Below are 18,653 nucleotides of genomic sequence, written 5' to 3'. Positions count from 1 at the left end.
CCCCTGTGGGCGGATCCGGATGCGCTCAGCTCACATCGAGCAGGCGCCGCCTCCGCAGCACGAGCCGGACGCCTCCGGGGTGAGGAGATTCTGCTCCTCCGATACCGGGGGAAGGGGCTGAAGCGTCTGCACGGGGTTCGCCTGAGTATTCGACATGAGACCAGGCTAGACCGCCCGGCGCGCCCGGGCGTCGACTCGAACACGTTCTGTCGACCGTCGTGTGTCCTTTCCTGCGCCGGTCGCCCATGACGACGGAGGAGTTAGTACGCCGTCGGGCAGGACGCAACCCCATCGCACCCCGCTCTTCGTCGGACTACCGTCGGATCATGAGCGACACCAACGGCGATCTCGACAACACGTCCGACCACGAAGACGACAAGGCGACTCCCAAGCCCGGCGGCCTCGGCGGTGACGGGACGATTCCCCCGCACCCGAACGGCGTGGCTGCCGGCCACACCGGGGAGCCCACGCACTTCGAGCCGGAAGAGGATGAGCAGGCCGACGCCTGACGATCTCCCGGCGGACGGATCGGTCCCACCGGACCGGACAGCCCAGTCGTCGACGCTACGGGGTCGGAACCCCCGCCCCTCCCTGGCAGGTCGGGCACCACTGAGAAGCAGCACCCGAGAAGGCGAACTCGACGATGGTGTCGCCGCACACCGGGCACGGTTCGCCCGCGCGACGGTGCACCCGCATCGTGGCCCGCTTGTCGTCCTTCAGGTCTTCGGGCGGAAGACCGCGACGCGCATGTGCGGCCTCTGACAGGACCGCGCGAGCGGCTGCGTGCAGTCGGACCACCTCGTCCGGTGTCAGCGCGGCGGCGTGCACCACGGGCGAGAGCCGCGCGGCGTGCAGGATCTCGTCGGAGTAGGCATTGCCGATCCCCGCTGCCGTCGTCTGATCCTGCAGCAGCGCCTTGAGCTGTTTTCGTCGACCGGAGAGCAGACCCGACAATCGCTCGACGGTGAATGACGGGTCGAGGGGGTCGGGGCCGATTTTGGCAATCGCCGGAACGTCCTCCACCTTCGTGACGACGAAGACGGACAGTCCCTTCCACTGACCGTCGTCGGTGAGGTCGAACCCCGATCCGTCGTCGAGCCGCACACGGGCGATCAGCGTCGCTTCGCCGGAACGCCGATCTCCTTCGGGAACGGTGTCGTGCCACAGGAGCCAGCCGTCGTGACCCCAGTGCACGACGAGGTGCACCCGCACGGCGTCCTCATTCTCGAGCACCACGTCGAGCATCTTTCCGTGGCGGACGACGCCCGTGATCCGGCATCCGATGACCGTCTCGACGGACGTGGCGTCGGTCTTCAGAGCCTTCGGCAGGCGGATGTCGATGCTCCGGATCACGCGGCCGACGGTTCTGCCGGAGACGAACTCGGCAAGTGCCTGCACCTCGGGAGACTCGGGCATGGCGCCATGATGCCACGCCCCGACGACATCCGCCGGTGCGTCTGCAACCGAATCCCGCCGGCGCGTGCGACGCCGACGCGGCAGTCGACGATGCGGTCCCGTCAGCCGACGATGCCCGAGGTGCTCAGCAGCGCCCCGATCGCGAAAGTGGCCGCCAGCGCGATCGCTCCGCCCACCACCACGCGCAGCGTGCCGCGCCCGACCGGGCTGCCGCCGATCCTGGCACCGAGTGCTCCGGTGATCGCCAGTGCGACGAGCACCACGCCGAAGGTGGCCGCGACCCGGATGTCGGCGGGCAGCAGGATCGTCAGGAACGGCAGCAGTCCGCCGACGATGAAGGCCAGGGCGGATGCTCCCGCCGCGCGCCACGGACTGACGAGGTCATCCGGATCGATGTTGAGTTCCGCTGCGAGGTGCGCACGCAGGGCATCGTGGGCGGTCAGTTCTTCGGCGACCTGTCGTGCGGTGGCCGGTGAGAGCCCTTGCCCTTCGTACAGTTCCGTCAGTTCCGCAAGCTCGACTTCGGGCATCGTGCGCAGTTCTTCGCGCTCCTTCGCGATCAGCGCTTTCTCGCTGTCGCTCTGACTGCTCACCGAGACGTATTCGCCGAGCGCCATCGAGATGGCGCCGCCGACGAGCGCGGCGACCGTCGCAGGGATGATGGCGGCCGTATCCGGCGTCGCCGCAGCCACGCCGACCGCGATGGCCGCCACGGAGACGATGCCGTCGTTCGCGCCGAGCACACCTGCGCGGAGCCAATTCAGCTTGCCGGCGATTCCCGCGCCGTGCGGCTCATCGGCGTGTGTCGTCATTCCCACACGATAGGCCTCGGTCGGAGCCTACGGCCCGCCCATCCAGTGGTCGATCCGGTGGGTGTCGGGCGCGAAGCCGTTCTTGATGCCGTAGAGCACCGCCTGCGTCCGGCTGGAGGCGCCGATCTTGCGGTACACGGAACGGATATAGGACTTGACCGTGTTAGGGCTCAAGTACGTGAGCTGGGCGACCTCGGAGTTGCTCTTGCCTTGGGTGATCAAGGCGAGGATCTCGGATTCGCGGTCGGTGATGCCCTCGAGCTTGCCCGGCCAGTCCAAGGCCGGGGCGCTGGGGGCCCGGCGCGCCTGCTGGCTGATGACCTGTTCCCCCGCGTGGACGGCCTCGATGGCGGCGACGAGTTCGCGAGCACTGAGGGTCTTCGACAGGTACCCGTGCACGCCCTGACTCTTCGCCGCCTCGACGAGGTCGGGATGGAAGTTCCACGTGTAGACGACCACCTTGTGCGCCCGAGGATTGCGGATCAGCTCCGCGATCTCGTGATGGTCGGACTCGGGCTGAGCGAACGAGTCGTACAGGACGACGTCGACGTGGTCGTCGACGGCGGTGCGGGCGTCGATCTCCGCCACGATCACGCGATCGCGGTATTCGTCGAACAGGTGGGCGAGGCCTTTGAGCACCACGTCGTAGTCGTCGACGAGGGCTACGGTGATCGGTCGCCGGGAGGATAGCATGCTTAACCTTTACACCCCCAGGGGTGTGACGGCACACCCGCAGGGGTGATTGACTGATCATGTTGCCTGGAAAATTCAGGGCAGCCGGCGCGCCAACGGGAGCGTCCGAAGATGGGTCGCACCCCCGCACCCGCACTCACAAAGGAGCACAACATGCTCGGTCTTATCATCAGCATCATCGTCGTCGGCCTCATCGCCGGTTTCATCGCACGCGCCGTCGTGCCCGGAAAGCAGAGCATGAGCATCCTCATGACGATCGTCCTCGGCATCGTGGGCTCGTTCGTCGGCGGATTCCTCGGATTCCTCATCTTCCAGAAGGACGCCATGGACGGCTTCTTCCAGCCGGCCGGCATCATCGGCTCGATCATCGGCGCCATCGTCGTCCTCGTGATCTACATCGCCGTCTCGCGTCGTCGCGGTGCCTCGCGCCGCAGCTGATCGCCACGAAGGCCGCCGCTCCCGTTCCTCGGGGCCGGCGGCCTTCGCCGATTCCGGCGGCCGTTCGTCAGCTCACCGTACGCCGCGGGTCGATGCTCCGCAGCGCCGGCAGCCGGGCGCGGGCGCCGCCGACCTCAGCCGCAGAACTCGAAGACGGCGGCCGGATCGCTCTGGACGAGGATCGTCTGCACGATGTCTTCGGAGAACTGGAACACGAGGAACCGGTCGACCCCGGTGGAGTCCACCCCGCCGATCGTGACGCGCGCAGGGAACGAGTCATCGGTCGTTCCGTTCGGATACGCCGCGACCACGGCATCCCTCGTCGCACCGATACCGACGCCTTCGGCTGTCCGAGGCGACCCGGCTGTGCGGGTCTCGTCCGGGAGGTCGCCGCCGACCGCGATCAGCGAGACCACGTCGGGCTGATCGGCGGTGGTCTTCAGCCAGAACGTCGGATTCGTCGCGGAGTGGAGGATGGTGGTCGCCGGGTTTGGACAGCTCTCCGGCGGCTCCGCCGTGTAGACGGGCGCGGCAGCTGCCGCTTCGGCATCGGGGGTTGCGCCGATGACCACAGGGCCGACCCCATCGAAGGAGATCACCCATTCGGCGGGATCCGCCGACACCGCGGTCGCGGTCGGGGACGGTGCGGGTGTCGGCGTCCGGGTCGGGGTGACACCGGATGCCGAGGCATCCGGTGTCGTTTCCGCTGTCGACGGCGTCGCACACCCGGCCAGCACTCCCGCGACCAGCAGAAGACCTACCCAGGGACCGAGATGACGTGAGCGCATAGCTGCACGCTAACCCAGCCGCGCGCCCACCGCCGTGCGCGACTCAGTCGTCGATGCCGACCGACCGCGACAGCGCGGTGACCTCATCGATGCTCAGCTCCAGGTCCGCCGCCTTCACCGAGTCGGTGATCGAGGCGGCTCGTCGCGCTCCGGGGATCGGGATGACCACCGGGTCGAGCGCCAGCTCCCATGCGAGGACGACCTGCTGCGGGCTGACACCGTGGTGCTCGGCGACCTCACCGAACGCCGCGAAGCGATCGCCGACATCGCGCGCGCCCCCGCCCGTCCCGCCGAGCGGGCTCCACGGCAGGAAGGCGATGCCGTTCTCTCCGCAGTAGCGCAGCTCGTCGATACTGCCCGGATGCCGCGGCGAGAACTCGTTCTGCACGCTCGCAAGGTTGCCTTCACCGAGAACTTCCTGCGCGATGTCGATCTCTTCGACGCTCGCATTGGAGATGCCGATCGCCCGGATCAGGCCCTCCGCCTGCAGTGTCGCGAGCGACGTCATGACGTCTCCGTAGACCAGCCGGCGGTCGGGGCGGTGGTACTGGTACAGCTCGATCGTGTCGACGCCGAGGATGTCGAGCGAGCGCTCGACGGCCGTGCGCAGATACGCGAGAGAGCCGTCACGTGCCCACACCTCACCCTCGCTCCGCGTGATGCCGCCTTTCGTGGCGACGAAGATGGACGCGCTGTCACCGGACCACGAGGCCAGCGCGTCCGCCACGATGCGCTCGTTGTGGCCGATCTCGTTCCAGGCGGGCGCGTAGATGTCAGCGGTGTCGATGAAGGTGACGCCCGCGTCCAGCGCGGCGTGCACGGTGGCGACGGCATCGTCGTGCGACGGCGTCTCCTTGTCGTTGTTCATCGACAGGGGCATCGCGCCCAGTCCGATCGCCGAGACCTGTCGGCCGGCCAGTGTGCGCTGCTGCATGGTTGCTCCTCGTGTTGGCGTCCTCCCACCCTGTCACGTGCGGTGTCATCGCCCAGGGGCTGGACAATCTCCGTGATCGGCCGAACCGGTCGACGCCCCGGTCAGGCCAACACGAGCTCGATCTGCGGATGCCCGGCGAAGACCGCGAGCACGATGTCGAAGTAGGTCGCGCCCGTTCCCGCCTCCACCGCGTCCAGGAGCGGCCGGAAATACTGCGCGTCGTACAGGTCGGGCCGGCTCAGCTTCTCGCGGTAGTACCGGCTCGTGGCATCCGTCCCCAGCACCCGCCGGCTGTGTGCGTGATCCATCCAGACGACACGCGCGTCCGCAACTCCATGCAGTGCACCGAATCCGCCGGAGAGCAGATCGTCGAGAGCGTCGAGGCTGGCGCCGAGCCGCCAATCCTCTGCGCTCATGAACAGGCGGTTCAGTTCGTCGTACAGCGATGCGATGTCGTGGACGGCCGCTCCGTCGATCACGAAAATGGTCATCTCGGCGTTCTAGGCCGTGCCGCCGCCGCTGCCGAACAGCGGATGGGCGGCGAGAGTCGCGGCGATGACCGCCAACGTCGCGATCACGAGCAGAGCCTCGATGAGTGCCGGCCGACGCCGTGACGCGAAATCGCGGACGATCAACGCCATGACCACCACGAACGCGATCGTCGCCCAGACCAGCAGGGCGAGCCCGAGGATCCACGTGAACGAGATGAGCGCGTCCGGATCAGGACTCAGAGCACCCGCGACGTCCCCCACCGCGAATGTGAGCGCCGAGGCGAGCCCGAGAACGAGCGCGACCACGAGGCCGGTCGTCCGCGTGTCACGCGAGGTCGTCTGCATGGTTCACACGCTACCCGCGTCCTCGCACCTCTTCGTGTCCGGACCTGAGTTGCGACCTCAGTTCGGCGTTGTCGGCCTCCAGACGCAGGATGCGCCGCGCGCCGGCGATGTTGACGCCTTCGGCGACGAGCTCGATGACACGACGCAGCAGGTCGAGGTCGTCTTCGCTGTAGCGACGCGTACCACCCGGTGTGCGGTGCGGCTCGAACAGGCCCTTCGATTCGTAGAGGCGCAGCGTCTGAACGCCCACGCCCACGATCTCCGCGGCGACGGCGATGCCGTAGACCCCCCGCGAGCGCTCGGCGGGAACGGCTGTGGCGGATCTCATGTGCGGCCTCGAAATTTCCTCGTCGATACCCGTTGATTTCTTGAACGAGCTGCGGTAGAAAATCTACTGCAGTCGACAGAGATCTGTCGACTCGGACACACTCAGGTGAATGGAGGAGATCAAGAAATGCTGTTGCAACACGACCCGTTCCGTGACCTCGACCGGTTCACGCAGCAGGTGTTCGGCACGTCGGCGCGTCCCTCGGCGATGCCGCTGGATGCGTGGCGCGAGGGAGACCAGTTCGTCGTCGAACTCGATCTGCCGGGCATCGACCCGGGCAAGATCGACATCGATGTCGAGCGCAATGTGCTGACCGTGCGCGCCGAGCGCCTCAATCGGATGCCGGATGCCGCGAACGCCGTCGCCACCGAGCGACCGTGGGGTGTCTTCAGCCGCCAGCTCGTGCTCGGCGACGCCCTCGACACCGAGAAGGTCGACGCGGACTACACCGCCGGTGTGCTGCGCCTGCGCGTCCCGATCGCCGAGAAGGCCAAGCCGCGCAAGATCAACGTCAGCACCCAGGACAACCTGGTGCAGCGCGAGGACCGGCGCATCGACGCCTGAGCCGACGACCCGCGAATCGGCAGGAGGTGACGACGATGGCGATGTCCCCCGTGATCATGGATCTTGAGCGCGACACGTTCGAGGCTCGACTCGACGATCCCGAGTGGGTGGCGGCGGAGTTCGCCGCCATCTTGTCCGCCTCGGGCCTGCTTCCGCTCGTCGGCGTCGCCGTGTCGTCGCACGAACCCCGGCCGGGCGGATCGGCGCGGAGAGTTCTGCTCTGTTCTGCGGCGCCGTCTCCGCGCAGAACATCGGCGGTCCGACGGCGCGCCCGGGTGCGATCGCCTCCGATGTGACCCGCGGGCGGCGGTCCGTCTCGGTGAACGCGCCCCGCGCTCCTCTCGTGCGAGGAGCGCGTGGCGCCTTCTGTGTCGGTGTCAGGCGGGGTGATCCGTCGCGACGTCGAGGATCCACGTCACGCCGAAGCGGTCGGTGAGCATCCCGAAGCCGGGGCTCCATGCCGACGCGGCGAGGGGTTCGACGACGGTGCCGCCCACCGAGATCTTCTCCCCGTAGCCCTGCACCTCTTCGAGCGTCTCGCCGCGGACGGAGAAGAAGAACGTCTGATCGGTCAGGGTCACACCGTTCTCGCGGCGGGCGAAGCCTCCGGCGGACGGCGTTCGGTCCCCGGGGATGTCGTAGGCCATGATGCGGAAGCCGTCGGCGCTCACGACCTGGCCGAAGACGACATCCGCAGCGCCGGGCGCGTCCTGCGGCATCCCGAAGTCTCCGTAGGTGGCGATCGAGATCTCGCCGCCGAAGACGGACTGGTAGAACTCCAGCGCCGCCCGGGCCTCGCCGCGGAAGTTGAGGTGGGTGGTGGTTGCGATGCTCATGTCTGCTCCTGGAATCGAAGCCCGGTCGGTACCGGGGCTACGTCCAGTGTTCCGGGCGTATAGGACTGTTTCGGTCCTACATCTGGTTACCCTGAAGAAATGACCACGACGACCGCGCGGCTTCTGCAGCTGCTGTCCCTCCTGCAGACACGTCGCGACTGGCCGGGTGGTCTCCTCGCCGAACGGCTCGGCATCAGCCACCGCACCGTGCGTCGCGACGTCGATCGGCTGCGCGAGATGGGCTACCGCATCCAGGCGACGATGGGTCCCGACGGCGGTTATCGCCTCGATGCGGGCGCCGAGTTGCCACCTCTCCTGTTCGATGACGATCAGGTCATCGCTCTCGCCGTCGCGCTGCGGGCCGCGGCTCTCTCCGGCCTCGGAATCCAGGAGGCCGCGGTCCGCGCGCTGACCACCGTCCGGCAGGTGATGCCTTCCCGCCTGCGCCACCGCGTGGACGCGCTGGATTTCACGGCGATCCCCGCAGTCCCCGGCGAGCCGCCACCCGATACGGTGTCCGTCGAGGTGCTCATCGCTGTTTCCGCCGCCGCGCGCGCACACCAGGTGCTGCGATTCGACTACGCCGGCCGGTCGACACCCGATGACCAGCGGATGCTGCGCCGAGAAGTCGAGCCCCACCACCTCGTGACCTCCCGCGGTCGCTGGTACCTCGTCGCGTGGGATCTCGATCGGGAGGGGTGGCGCCTCTTCCGGGCCGACCGCGTGCATCCTCGCGCTCCGACCGGACCGCGGTTCACGCCGCGCGAGGTCCCCGGCGGCGACGTCGCCGAATTCGTGTCGGCGCGCTTCTCCGGTTCGGAGGGGCCCGACCGGTGGGCCTGCTACGGCACGGTGATCCTCCGCCGGCCGGCGTCGTCCGTGCTGCCGTTCGTCGGTGATGGCATCGTGGAGGACCTCGGCCCTGATCGGTGCAGCCTCACAGTGGGCTCGTGGTCGTGGGTGGCGCTGGCCGCTTCTCTCAACCGATTCGACGCGAACATCGAGGTGGTCAGCCCGCCGCAGCTCAAGGATGCGTTCCGGGTACTGGCTGCGCGCAACGCCGCGACCGCGGCCGGTGAGCGTCACGTCCCCGACGGCGCCGCGTATCCTGAGGGTCGATGACCGCATCGCAGGCCCGGAGGATCACGGTGAACATCAGACTGCTCCAGAGGTTCGTCGCCGTCGTCGACGCGGACGCCCACTTCCCCCGCGCGGCCGAGTCGCTGGGGATCCCGCTCGCGGCGCTCTACTCGTCGATGGACAAGCTGGAGGGCGAAGTCGGCCACCCGCTGTTCACCCGTGACAAGGCTCCCTGGTCGCTGACCCCGGCGGGAACCCTGCTCCTGGAAGAGGCCCATCGCCAGATCGCGGCCGCGCCTGCACCCGAGCAGAAGCCGAAGGCACCGGCGGGTGGCAAAGCCAAGGCCTCGAAGGGCAAGGGCCGCGCACCCGTGGTGAAAGGCGAACCGAAGCCGTTCAAGAAGCGCCAAGGACGGTGAGTCGCGGCGGCGCGTTCGGGCTCGCCGCTCTCGCTCGATGACCCGGATGAACGCCGGAGCAGCATCCGTCAGTCATCGCTCCGCGACCCGACCGGCCTCGACCTGCCAGTGCCGATCGGTCTGCACCGTCGACAGCATGCGTCGGTCGTGCGTCACCAGCAGCAGCGTTCCGGTATACGAGTCGAGAGCCTGTTCGAGCTGCTCGATCGCGGGCAGGTCGAGGTGGTTGGTCGGTTCGTCGAGGACCAGCACATTCACTCCGCGCGCCTGCAGCAGGGCGAGGCCGGCGCGCGTGCGCTCCCCCGGAGACAGATCATCGACGGGACGGCCCACGTGGTCGGCCTTGAGCCCGAACTTCGCCAGGAGCGTGCGGACCTCCCCCGACACCATCTCCGGCACCAGGCTTCCGAACGTCGTCGCCAGCGGTTGCGCACCGGCCAGCAGGGAACGGGCCTGGTCGATCTCGCCGATCTGGACGTTGACACCGAGGCTCGCCGAGCCCTCGTCGGGCCGCTGCACGCCGAGCAGCGCGCGCAGCAGCGTCGACTTGCCGGCTCCGTTCGGACCCGTGATCCCGATGCGCTCCCCCGCGTTCACCTGCAACGACACCGGGCCGAGAGTGAAGGAGCCCTGACGGAACACCGCGTCGCTCAGTGTCGAGACCACGCTGCTCGACCGCGGTGCCGAACCGATCGTGAACTCGAGCTGCCATTCCTTACGGGGTTCGTCGACCTCGTCGAGCCGGGCGATGCGACTCTCCATCTGGCGCACCTTCTGCGCCTGCTTCTCGCTCGACTCGACCGACGCCTTCCGACGGATCTTGTCGTTGTCGGGCGCCTTCTTCATCGCATTGCGCACGCCCTGACTCGACCACTCGCGCTGCGTCCGCGCCCGCGCGACGAGATCGGCCTTCTTGTCGGCGAACTCGTCGTACTTCTCCCGCGCCTGGCGACGCGCGGTCGCGCGCTCCTCGAGATACGCGTCGTACCCGCCGCCGAAGACCCGATTGGCTCCCTGGGCCAGGTCCAGCTCGAGCACCCGCGTGACGCAGCGCGCGAGGAACTCGCGGTCGTGGCTCACCAGCACGACACCCCCGCGGATGCCCCGGACGAAGGCCTCGAGACGTTCCAGACCGTCGAGGTCGAGGTCGTTGGTCGGCTCGTCGAGCAAGACGATGTCGAAGCGGCTGAGGAGGAGGGCTGCGAGCCCGACGCGGGCGGCCTGGCCACCGGAGAGCGAGGTCATGAGCTTCTCCGCCGCACGGTCGCCGAGGTCCAGGCCCAGGTCGGCGAGTTGGGCGGGAAGCCGTTCGTCGAGGTCGGCCGCACCACTCGCCAGCCAGCGATCGAGGGCTGCGGAATACGCGTCGGCGGCCGCAGCGTCATCGGGATCCGCGAGACCGGATGCCGCGGCATCCATGTCCTCCGACGCTTCGGCGCACCCGGTGCGCCGCCCGATGTACTGGGCGACCGTCTCGCCGGGCACACGTTCGTGCTCCTGAGGCAGCCAGCCCACGAACGCATCAGCCGGCGACAGCGACACGGTTCCGGCCTGCGGCTCGTCGATGCCCGCGAGCACCCGCAGCAACGTGGACTTTCCTGCGCCGTTGGCGCCCACGACACCGATGACATCTCCCGGCGCGACCGTCAGATCGAGTCCGTCGAACAGGGTGCGGTGGCCGTACCCGCCGGCGAGGGCTTGAGCGACGAGCGTGGCGGTCATCCGTCAATCCTGTCACCGGCGGCGCGGGGCCATGATCGGCGCCGCGCGTCACGATCCCGGCGACCCCGTCCCCCAGGGCCGCCCGGCGGGGCCGCGCGGGCGCTCCCGGAAAGCGGGGCCGGAGTCATGGCACGGCAGCGGGGCTACGCCGACAGCCGCGGGTAGTCCGTGTAGCCCTCCGCGCCCGCTCCGTAGAAGGTGGCCGGATCGGGCTCGTTCTCGGGGTGTCCGCCCTCCCACCGCTCGACCAGGTCGGGGTTGGCGATTGCGAGACGACCGACCGCCACGGCGTCCGCCAGTCCTTCCGCGACGAACTCGACGGCCTCGTCCTTCGTCGTCAGGCGGCCGAAGCCGCTGTTGGCGATGAACGTGCCGGCGAAGTCGGCGCGCAGCGCCTGCACCAGTTCACCCTCGGGCTCGGCGTGGAGCACGCTGAGGTAGGCGAGGCCGAGCGGGGCGATACCGCGGACGAGCGCTTCGTACGTGGCACGCACATCGGCGTCGTCCGTCTCGACCACGTCCTGGATGTTGTGCGCGGGCGACAGGCGGATTCCGACACGACCCGCGCCGACGGCATCCGCGACGGCCGTCGTGACCTCGATGACGAACTTCGCCCGAGCCTCCGGCGAGCCGCCGTAGGCGTCGGTGCGCTGGTTCGAGACCGGGGAGAGGAACTGGTGCAGCAGGTAGCCGTTCGCGCTGTGCACCTCGACGCCGTCCATGCCCGCGTCGATCGCGCGCGTCGCGGCGGCCACGAATTCGTCGCGCACCTCGGCGAGTTCGTCGGTGGTGAGGGCGTGCGGCACGGGGAACGCGGTCTTCCCCGCGGGCGTGTGCACCTCGCCCTGGATCGCGATGGCACTCGGCGCGACGATGCGCGGGGTGCCGGTGATGTCGGTGTGCGACACGCGTCCGCCGTTCATGAGCTGCATGACGATGCGGCCGCCTTCGGCGTGCACCGCGTCGGCCACGGCCCGCCACCCCTCGGCTTGCGCCTCGGTCACGATGCCGGGCTGTCCCGGATATGCGCGCGACTCCGCACTCGGGTAGACACCCTCGGTGATGATCATGCCCAGGCCCGCCCGCTGCGCGTAGTGCTCCGCGACGATGTCGCCCGGAACGCCCTCCGCACCGGACCGCATCCGAGTGAGCGGTGCCATGACGACGCGGTTGGGAAGGTGCAGCGCACCCACGGTGAGCGGGGAGAACAGATCCACGAAGAGTCCTTTCGACGAAACGCCGGGGCGCGATCGCGTCCCGACCAGACAGGCAACGGAGGTCTCGGGCCGGGTATTCCCCGGTGGCGGATGCAGCGCGACGATCGATCGCAGCGGTACGCCGGCGCGACCCGCCAGCCCGCGGCATGCGCCCGCGTATGGTTGCGGGTGGGCAGCGCGCAGAGCCCGCCGAGCGGATGTCTCGGCCCCGCGGCCCAGGAACGCTGTATCTCGCCTTCAGCAGAGAGCACGGTGGACCCATGACGCACGACGGACTCGACGGATGGGTGCACGTGCGCGGTGCGCGCGAGCACAATCTCAAGAATGTCGACATCGACATCCCCCGTGACAGCCTGGTGGTGTTCACCGGGGTGTCGGGTTCCGGGAAGTCGTCCCTCGCCTTCGGCACGCTGTACGCCGAGGCTCAGCGCCGATACTTCGAGTCGGTCGCGCCCTACGCGCGCCGACTGCTGAACCAGGTCGGGGCGCCGGAGGTCGATGAGATCTCGGGCCTGCCGCCCGCGGTGGCGCTGCAGCAGCGGCGCGGGGCGCCGAGTTCGCGCTCGTCGGTCGGCACGATCACCACACTGTCGAACCTGGTGCGCATGCTGTACTCGCGGGCGGGGACGTACCCGACAGGCGCGGCGCACCTGTCGGCCGAGGCGTTCTCGCCGAACACGGCGGCCGGCGCGTGTCCTCGCTGCCAGGGCCTGGGCACCGTGCACGACGTCACCGAAGAGCTGCTCGTGCCCGACGCGGCGCTGAGCATCCGCGAGGGGGCGATCGCCGCCTGGCCCGGTGCGTGGCAGGGTGCGAACCTGCGGAGCATCGTGCGTGGGCTCGGCATCGACATCGAGAAGCCGTGGCGTGCGCTTCCGCGCAAGGATCGTGACTGGCTCCTGTACACCGAGGAACAGCCGTCGGTGATGATCGAGCCCGAGGAGGGCCGCGTCGACCACGGCTACTACGGCAAGTTCTGGAGCGCCCGAGCCCACATCATGCACGTGCTCGCGGCATCGCAGAGCGAGCGGATGCGGGAGCGCGCGCTCGGTTTCGTCCAGAGCATGCCGTGCCCCGTGTGCGGGGGCAGCGGCCTGCGCGCCGACGCGCTCGCCGTGACGTTCGCGGGGCGGACGATCGCCGAGATGAACGCCGTGCCGCTCGCCGAGCTGTCGGCGTCGCTGCGCGCCGGCGTCGCGGCCGCTGGCGACAGCGGCGAGGCCGCCGAGCGCATCGCCGCCGACGTGATCGGGCGGGTCGCAGTCCTGCTCGACCTCGGACTCGGGTACCTCAGCCTCGGCCGCAACTCCACCACGCTCTCGCCGGGCGAGGCGCAGCGCCTGCGCATCGCGACGCAGCTCCGCTCGGGTCTCTTCGGCGTCGTCTATGTGCTCGACGAGCCCTCCGCGGGGCTCCATCCGGCCGACGCCAGGCCGCTCCTGGCGGTGCTCGACCGTCTGAAGGCCTCGGGCAACTCGCTGTTCGTCGTCGAGCACGACCTCGACGTGATCCGGCGCGCGGACTGGGTGGTCGACATCGGTCCGGGTGCCGGCGAGGGCGGCGGACACGTCGTCTATTCCGGTCCGGTGGAAGGGCTGCGCTCCGTCTCGGAGTCCGTCACCGGGCGCCACCTCTTCCCGACCACCGCTCCACCCGGGCACGAGCCGCGAACCCCCTCAGGCTGGCTGCGTCTGCGCGGGATCACCCGGCACAACCTGCGCGAGGCATCCGTCGATGTTCCTCTCGGCGTGATGACGGCGGTCACGGGCGTTTCGGGGTCGGGCAAATCGACGCTGGTCACACAGGTGCTGGCGCAGGTCGTGCGCGACGTGGTCGGGTCGACACCGGATGCCGGTGACGATGCGGTGCTCGAGCTCGACGTGGACGGCGTCTCGGGGGCGGAGTCCTTCGATCGGCTCGTCGTGGTCGACCAGAAGCCGATCGGACGCACGCCCCGGTCGAATCTGGCCACGTACACCGGCATGTTCGACGTCGTGCGGAAGCTGTTCGCCTCCACACCGGAGGCCAAGAAGCGGAGGTACACCGCGGGGAGGTTCTCGTTCAACGTCGCCGGCGGCCGGTGCGAGACCTGCCAGGGCGAGGGGTTCGTCTCGATCGAGCTCATGTTCCTGCCCGGCACCTACGCGCCCTGCCACACCTGTCACGGCGCCCGCTACAACGCGGAGACCCTCGAGGTGACGTACCGAGGGTCATCCATCGCCGATGTGCTGGCGATGACCGTCGGCGATGCCGCGGAGTTCCTTGCGGATGTGCCCTCGGCCGCACGCAGCCTGCGGACGCTCGGCGACGTGGGGCTCGGATACCTGCGCCTCGGGCAGCCCGCGACCGAGCTGAGCGGCGGTGAGGCGCAGCGCATCAAGCTGGCGACCGAGTTGCAGCGCGCACACCGCGGCCACGCGCTCTATCTGCTCGACGAGCCGACCTCGGGCCTGCATCCCGCCGATGTCGAGCTGCTGCTCGACCAGCTGCAGCAGCTGGTGGATGCCGGCAACACCGTCGTGCTCGTCGAGCATGACCAGTCGGCGATCGTGGCGAGTGACTGGGTGATCGATCTCGGCCCGGGCGGTGGCGACGTGGGCGGCCAGGTCGTCGCGACGGGAACGCCGCGGGACGTCGCGCGCGGCTCGGGCGCGACCGCGGAGCACCTGGCCGCGTGGATCACCCAGGTAGGAACTACGTAGACGAATGTGTCGGGTTCTCGTCCGCGACGAGTGGGTACGCATAATGGACGTACCTCGCCGGGCAGTTCGAACGCTGTGCACCCATCGTCGGCGAGGACATGGGCAGACAGAGCGGGGGCGACGTCATGCGGGAACTCGAGCACCGGAAACCTCAGCACCGGGAACCGTCAGGCGTCCCGACGGTGAACGGAACAGGCGACGCGGGCGGTGCGGCGATGACGAGCCTGCACACGGACCACGGCGGTGGCCATGCCTGATCGCTCCGGTCAGGCCCGCCGGCCCATCGACATCAGGCAGACCTCGGGTCGATCGCACGGGGGCGACGCCGCCACGCGCGACCGCGCGCGCGGGTCGAAGCCGAGCAGTCGGCAGGCCGCCCTCGCGCGGGCGACCGAGCTTCTGCAGCGTCGCCAGAGTGCGCTGCTGGTCGGACCCAACGGCTGGGGCAAGTCCTTCGAGATCGCTCGCATCGGCACCCGACTGCAGGCGAGCGGCCGCGCCGTGCACCACCTGAGAGGTCGCGGCGCCGAGGGCGGACGCGCCATCGCGGAGTGGCGGCAATCGCCCTCCGGTGCGGTGCTTCTCGTCGACGACGGCGAGTCGATGCCTGACCAGACCCTCTCCTCCATCATCGAGCTCGCGCGCTCGACCGACCGCGTCACGCTGATCGCTCTCGAGATGGACAGTGCGCACACCGATGCCGGACTCTCTCGTGGCGGTACCGCCCGGTTGCTCGACGTCTGGCGATCGGGCGCCATCCAGCGCGTGGATCTGCCCGGACTGGATCGAGACGAAGCGCGGGCCCTGGCCGTGGCATCCGCCGGCGGCAATGTCCTCGATGACATGGCGCAGGAGATGATCGTCCGCCTCAGCCAGGGGTCGCCTCTGGTCGTCTCCGAACTGACCAAGGACGCTCTCGAGACGGGGAGCGGCTTCTACCGGCCTCGCAGCATCCTCTCTCTCGGCGACGTCGGGGTCTCCCCGCGCGTCCGTGATCTGACGACCCCGCTCCTGGACCGCCTCGACGACGACGGCAGATACGCGCTCGTGATGCTGGCTCAGCTCGGCGCCACCCCTTATCCGCGCGCGGCGAAACTGCTGGGCGAACACGCACTGCATCAGGTGCTCCGCTTCGGGCTCGCGCGCAACGACGGTTCCACCCTCGACCGGATCGTCGCAGACGAGCTGCACGCGTGGGCTGCCCTCGCCGATTGGCGTCGTTCGTGGCGGCTCCGCTCCCATGACCGCGTGCAGAGACTGCTGGTCGCCGACCTGCAGAAGGCGAACCGTCTGGCGCCCCACGAGTGCTTCATCGTCGGACGCTTCTGGACCAACGCTCCCGACGACGAGGTGCTCACCGGCATCCCTCCCGGCACCGCGGCGGCCGTCCTGCTGACCGCGGCCTACGTCGCGAACGTGTCGGGTCTTCCCGGCGACGGTCTGCTGTGCGCCTCCCGAGCCTTCTCCTTCGCCCCCTCCCTCGCCGCAGCACTGCAGCAGTCCCGCTCGCTCGCCATGCTGGGGGACGTGGTGGGCGCACTTCAGGTGCTGCGCGTCGACGACAGCACGACCACGGACGATGAGACTCTCGCCGAGCGCGTGGGCTGGACGGAGGCGCTGTCGCGGTGGAACGGCCCGGAAGCGCTGAAGACCGCCATGAAAGCCACGACGGAGGCCCTGTCGGCCACTCACCGCACGGTCGCCGAACGCGCTGCGCTCGTCGACGCCTGGCGGATATCGAAGACCGCCGATCCCGCCGCGGTGGACGAGATGTTCGCTCGGATGCTCGCGGACGACCACGCCACGACGGCGTCTCGCTTGTGGGCTGCGGCCGGACTGCTCGGCTGTCTCGCCCCCTTCCACGACATCGACCGCGTGCATCTCGTCCTGACCGAGGGTGACCGCGTCTACCAGGGCATTCCGGACTCGACGAACCACCCCCTGTCGCACTCGACACGCGACGCGCGAGCCGCCTACGTCCTGACGGCAACTCTCACGCGCATCTATGCGGGGCTCCCCTGGACCGGCATCCGGCACGACATCGAGGAGTTCGCCGCACGCGCGCGCTGGGTGGGCGGACAGCTCTCGGCGGCCGACCAGAGCGTCATCGGATTGCTCACCGCCACCCTGGCGCTCCTGGACCGCGATTACGAGCGTGCGCTGGCCGACCTGCGGGTCGTCGAAAGCCTGCTCGACACCACTCTTCCCCCTGACGTGCACACCCAGGCGAGCCTGATCACGGCGCTGGCCCTCGTCGCGCACGGGGATGTGGCGGCGGCGGAGCGGCGCCGAGCGGCCCTCAATCGGAAGATCGTCGATGCGTCGCCCCTGCTCAGGTCGCTGGCGGATTCGCTCGACGTCGCGGTCCTCCTGCGGACGGCCGACCCGCAGCACGCGCGGACGACCCTGCACGACCGCGCAGCCGATCGAAGGCGCGCTCCTCTCACGCGCGTGTGGCTGGCGCACGTCAGTCTCGAGACGGGCGCCTCGGCCTCCATCGCCGTCGGCCTCATCGCCGATCTCCGCGGCACGCCGCTCGCTCCTCTTCCCGACGCGATGCTCCGCCTGCTCGATGCGGACGCCTCCGGCGACGCGTCGGCGACCGAGAGGTCGGCACGTGATCTCGAGCGCCTCGGCGTGACACACCATGCAGCGGGCGCCTTCCAGCTCGCGGAGCGTCAGCACACTCTCGCAGGTCGTCCCGGCCACGCCCGCCGATGCGCGGAACACGCCGAGCGGCTCCTGGCCCCTGATTCCCCCGTCGAGTCCGCCCGCGAGACCGAGACGGATGCCGCCGCCTCCGATGTCGTCCAGGATGCACCGGGCCCGCACGGGGAGCCCGACCCCGACGTCGACCTGACATCCCTGACCCGGCGGGAACTCGAGGTCGCGCGCCTCGTCGCCCAGCGGCTCAGCAATCAAGAGATCGCCGATCGCCTCTTCCTGAGCGTGCGCACGGTCGAGTCGCACGTGCTGCAGGCGCGCATGAAGCTGGGAGCGGATCGACGTCGCGACCTGGGTCGCTTCGTCGGATCGTGAACCCGAGGTGCTGAACACGCATCCTGAACTACCGACGAGCACGGCCGGAAGGATGCCTCGATCCGCGTAGTCCACGCGATATATCGGTAGCCCACTACTGGTTACAGGGCGTCGCCCTCAGACATAGCCTGCCGGAAACGACCACGCGCCACCGGCCCGCGGCGTTCACGAGCAGACGCGGGGGCGTGCGCATGACCACGGACGACATCATCGAAGAGACCACGACCTCACCAGAGCGCGGCGTGCGCAGCAAGCGGGTCCGCGCGATCCTCGTCGGCGGTTTGGTGCTGGGTGTCGGAGCGGCTGTGACGCTCGCCGCCTGGAACGACTCGGAGTTCGTGACCGGCACGTTCGCGGGCGGTGCGTTCGACATCGAGGGAAGTACGGACGGCGACGTCTACGCGGAGCACCCGGATGCGGGCTCGGCAGCCATCCTCGACTTCGAGCTCGACGCCGACAACCTCGCGCCGGAGGAGCCGGTGTACGCAGGTTTCGCGGTGCAGTTGACATCGGACTCGACCCGCGCGGCCAGCCTCGACATCACGGCGTCGAGCGCGGCGGCGATCGCCTCATCGTTGAGCTACTCCCTCGTGGAGACCGCGGCATTCGGATGCGACGCCACGACCTTCGCCGCCGGCGATCCGCTCGTGACGGATGCCGCGACCACGGCCAGCACGGAGCCCGGTATCTTCACGCTCGACGCGGTCACCGAACCCGTCTTCCTGTGCTTCGAAGTCACTCCGGCCGCAGGGCTGCCGCAGTCGTCTCCGTCCGGCACCGTGGTGTGGCAGTTCCTCGCGACCTCCACCACCGACCTGCCCTGAGAGGC

20 protein-coding genes are annotated in these 18,653 nt (G+C 69.3%); 8 read left to right on the top strand and 12 right to left on the bottom strand.

The features are described from left to right. Positions 1 to 30: 30 nt before the first annotated feature. The gene (locus ACFXOO_RS04300) at positions 31 to 156 is read right to left on the bottom strand and encodes a hypothetical protein (protein WP_378838436.1); all 126 of its coding nucleotides are present in this window, start codon (positions 154 to 156) and stop codon (positions 31 to 33) included. A gap of 170 nt (positions 157 to 326) precedes the next feature. Between ACFXOO_RS04300 and ACFXOO_RS04295 the strand changes: the two genes are divergently transcribed. Then, positions 327 to 509 carry a hypothetical protein gene (locus ACFXOO_RS04295; RefSeq protein WP_378838434.1) on the top strand — a complete coding sequence of 61 codons (183 nt, stop codon included), beginning with the start codon at positions 327 to 329 and terminating at the stop codon, positions 507 to 509. A gap of 55 nt (positions 510 to 564) precedes the next feature. Here the strand turns inward: ACFXOO_RS04295 and ACFXOO_RS04290 are convergent, their stop codons facing one another. The 3 genes from ACFXOO_RS04290 to ACFXOO_RS04280 all read right to left on the bottom strand — a co-directional run bounded on the left by ACFXOO_RS04290 (position 565) and on the right by ACFXOO_RS04280 (position 2,921). Then, positions 565 to 1,416 carry an Fpg/Nei family DNA glycosylase gene (locus tag ACFXOO_RS04290; RefSeq protein ID WP_394562856.1) on the bottom strand — a complete coding sequence of 284 codons (852 nt, stop codon included), beginning with the start codon at positions 1,414 to 1,416 and terminating at the stop codon, positions 565 to 567. A gap of 101 nt (positions 1,417 to 1,517) precedes the next feature. Continuing rightward, the gene (locus ACFXOO_RS04285; protein ID WP_378851161.1) at positions 1,518 to 2,228 is read right to left on the bottom strand and encodes a VIT family protein; all 711 of its coding nucleotides are present in this window, start codon (positions 2,226 to 2,228) and stop codon (positions 1,518 to 1,520) included. A gap of 27 nt (positions 2,229 to 2,255) precedes the next feature. Further along, positions 2,256 to 2,921 (bottom strand): DNA-binding response regulator, encoded by a 666-nt coding sequence (locus ACFXOO_RS04280; protein ID WP_394562855.1) that lies wholly within the window; start codon positions 2,919 to 2,921, stop codon positions 2,256 to 2,258. Positions 2,922 to 3,074: 153 nt separating this feature from the next. Between ACFXOO_RS04280 and ACFXOO_RS04275 the strand changes: the two genes are divergently transcribed. Further along, positions 3,075 to 3,359, top strand: coding sequence for a GlsB/YeaQ/YmgE family stress response membrane protein (locus ACFXOO_RS04275; RefSeq protein WP_378838412.1), 285 nt, complete (start codon positions 3,075 to 3,077; stop codon positions 3,357 to 3,359). 134 nt (positions 3,360 to 3,493) lie between these two features. Here the strand turns inward: ACFXOO_RS04275 and ACFXOO_RS04270 are convergent, their stop codons facing one another. The 5 genes from ACFXOO_RS04270 to ACFXOO_RS04250 all read right to left on the bottom strand — a co-directional run bounded on the left by ACFXOO_RS04270 (position 3,494) and on the right by ACFXOO_RS04250 (position 6,245). Then, the gene (locus tag ACFXOO_RS04270) at positions 3,494 to 4,147 is read right to left on the bottom strand and encodes a hypothetical protein (protein WP_394562854.1); all 654 of its coding nucleotides are present in this window, start codon (positions 4,145 to 4,147) and stop codon (positions 3,494 to 3,496) included. A gap of 43 nt (positions 4,148 to 4,190) precedes the next feature. Then, positions 4,191 to 5,081, bottom strand: a complete 891-nt coding sequence (locus ACFXOO_RS04265) for an aldo/keto reductase (RefSeq protein ID WP_378851167.1) — start codon at positions 5,079 to 5,081, stop codon at positions 4,191 to 4,193. A gap of 101 nt (positions 5,082 to 5,182) precedes the next feature. After that, on the bottom strand, positions 5,183 to 5,572 hold the full coding sequence (locus ACFXOO_RS04260) for a ribonuclease inhibitor (protein WP_378851170.1): 390 nt from the start codon (positions 5,570 to 5,572) through the stop codon (positions 5,183 to 5,185). A 9-nt stretch (positions 5,573 to 5,581) separates the two neighbouring features. Beyond that, on the bottom strand, positions 5,582 to 5,917 hold the full coding sequence (locus ACFXOO_RS04255) for a hypothetical protein (protein WP_378851173.1): 336 nt from the start codon (positions 5,915 to 5,917) through the stop codon (positions 5,582 to 5,584). A 10-nt stretch (positions 5,918 to 5,927) separates the two neighbouring features. After that, the gene (locus ACFXOO_RS04250) at positions 5,928 to 6,245 is read right to left on the bottom strand and encodes a MerR family transcriptional regulator (RefSeq protein ID WP_378838401.1); all 318 of its coding nucleotides are present in this window, start codon (positions 6,243 to 6,245) and stop codon (positions 5,928 to 5,930) included. A 126-nt stretch (positions 6,246 to 6,371) separates the two neighbouring features. On the opposite strand from ACFXOO_RS04250, the gene ACFXOO_RS04245 reads away from it, so the two are divergent. Continuing rightward, the gene (locus tag ACFXOO_RS04245; protein ID WP_394562853.1) at positions 6,372 to 6,809 is read left to right on the top strand and encodes an Hsp20/alpha crystallin family protein; all 438 of its coding nucleotides are present in this window, start codon (positions 6,372 to 6,374) and stop codon (positions 6,807 to 6,809) included. A gap of 377 nt (positions 6,810 to 7,186) precedes the next feature. On the opposite strand, the gene ACFXOO_RS04240 is transcribed toward ACFXOO_RS04245, so the two are convergent. Then, positions 7,187 to 7,645, bottom strand: a complete 459-nt coding sequence (locus ACFXOO_RS04240; RefSeq protein WP_394562852.1) for a VOC family protein — start codon at positions 7,643 to 7,645, stop codon at positions 7,187 to 7,189. Positions 7,646 to 7,744: 99 nt separating this feature from the next. Here ACFXOO_RS04240 and ACFXOO_RS04235 point away from each other — a divergent pair, with 99 nt between their 5' ends. Further along, positions 7,745 to 8,767: a helix-turn-helix transcriptional regulator gene (locus ACFXOO_RS04235; RefSeq protein WP_378838393.1), complete on the top strand. Its 1,023-nt coding sequence runs from the start codon at positions 7,745 to 7,747 to the stop codon at positions 8,765 to 8,767. Next, a complete protein-coding gene (locus tag ACFXOO_RS04230; protein WP_378838391.1) occupies positions 8,764 to 9,144 on the top strand; it encodes a LysR family transcriptional regulator in 381 nt (126 codons plus the stop codon). Before ACFXOO_RS04235 ends, ACFXOO_RS04230 begins: the two co-directional genes overlap by 4 nt. A 72-nt stretch (positions 9,145 to 9,216) precedes the next feature. Here the strand turns inward: ACFXOO_RS04230 and ACFXOO_RS04225 are convergent, their stop codons facing one another. Both ACFXOO_RS04225 and ACFXOO_RS04220 read right to left on the bottom strand, forming a co-directional pair. Next, complete coding sequence (locus tag ACFXOO_RS04225) at positions 9,217 to 10,866, bottom strand: ABC-F family ATP-binding cassette domain-containing protein (RefSeq protein ID WP_394562851.1); 1,650 nt, start codon at positions 10,864 to 10,866, stop codon at positions 9,217 to 9,219. Positions 10,867 to 11,009: 143 nt separating this feature from the next. Further along, positions 11,010 to 12,083, bottom strand: a complete 1,074-nt coding sequence (locus ACFXOO_RS04220; protein WP_394562850.1) for an alkene reductase — start codon at positions 12,081 to 12,083, stop codon at positions 11,010 to 11,012. Between the two features lie 260 nt (positions 12,084 to 12,343). Here ACFXOO_RS04220 and uvrA point away from each other — a divergent pair, with 260 nt between their 5' ends. The 3 genes from uvrA (at position 12,344) to ACFXOO_RS04205 (ending at position 18,648) form a co-directional block, all read left to right on the top strand. After that, positions 12,344 to 14,785 (top strand): excinuclease ABC subunit UvrA, encoded by a 2,442-nt coding sequence (gene uvrA / locus ACFXOO_RS04215; RefSeq protein ID WP_394562849.1) that lies wholly within the window; start codon positions 12,344 to 12,346, stop codon positions 14,783 to 14,785. Positions 14,786 to 15,034: 249 nt separating this feature from the next. After that, positions 15,035 to 17,824, top strand: coding sequence for a LuxR C-terminal-related transcriptional regulator (locus ACFXOO_RS04210; protein WP_378851200.1), 2,790 nt, complete (start codon positions 15,035 to 15,037; stop codon positions 17,822 to 17,824). Positions 17,825 to 18,015: 191 nt separating this feature from the next. Next, on the top strand, positions 18,016 to 18,648 hold the full coding sequence (locus ACFXOO_RS04205) for a SipW-dependent-type signal peptide-containing protein (protein WP_378838379.1): 633 nt from the start codon (positions 18,016 to 18,018) through the stop codon (positions 18,646 to 18,648). Positions 18,649 to 18,653 lie beyond the last annotated feature (5 nt).

It is taken from the genome of Microbacterium sp. P03 (assembly GCF_043556235.1).
Classification (GTDB): domain Bacteria; phylum Actinomycetota; class Actinomycetes; order Actinomycetales; family Microbacteriaceae; genus Microbacterium.
Note: the sequence above shows the minus strand (reverse complement) of the source record. Positions and strands in the feature narration are given on the sequence as shown.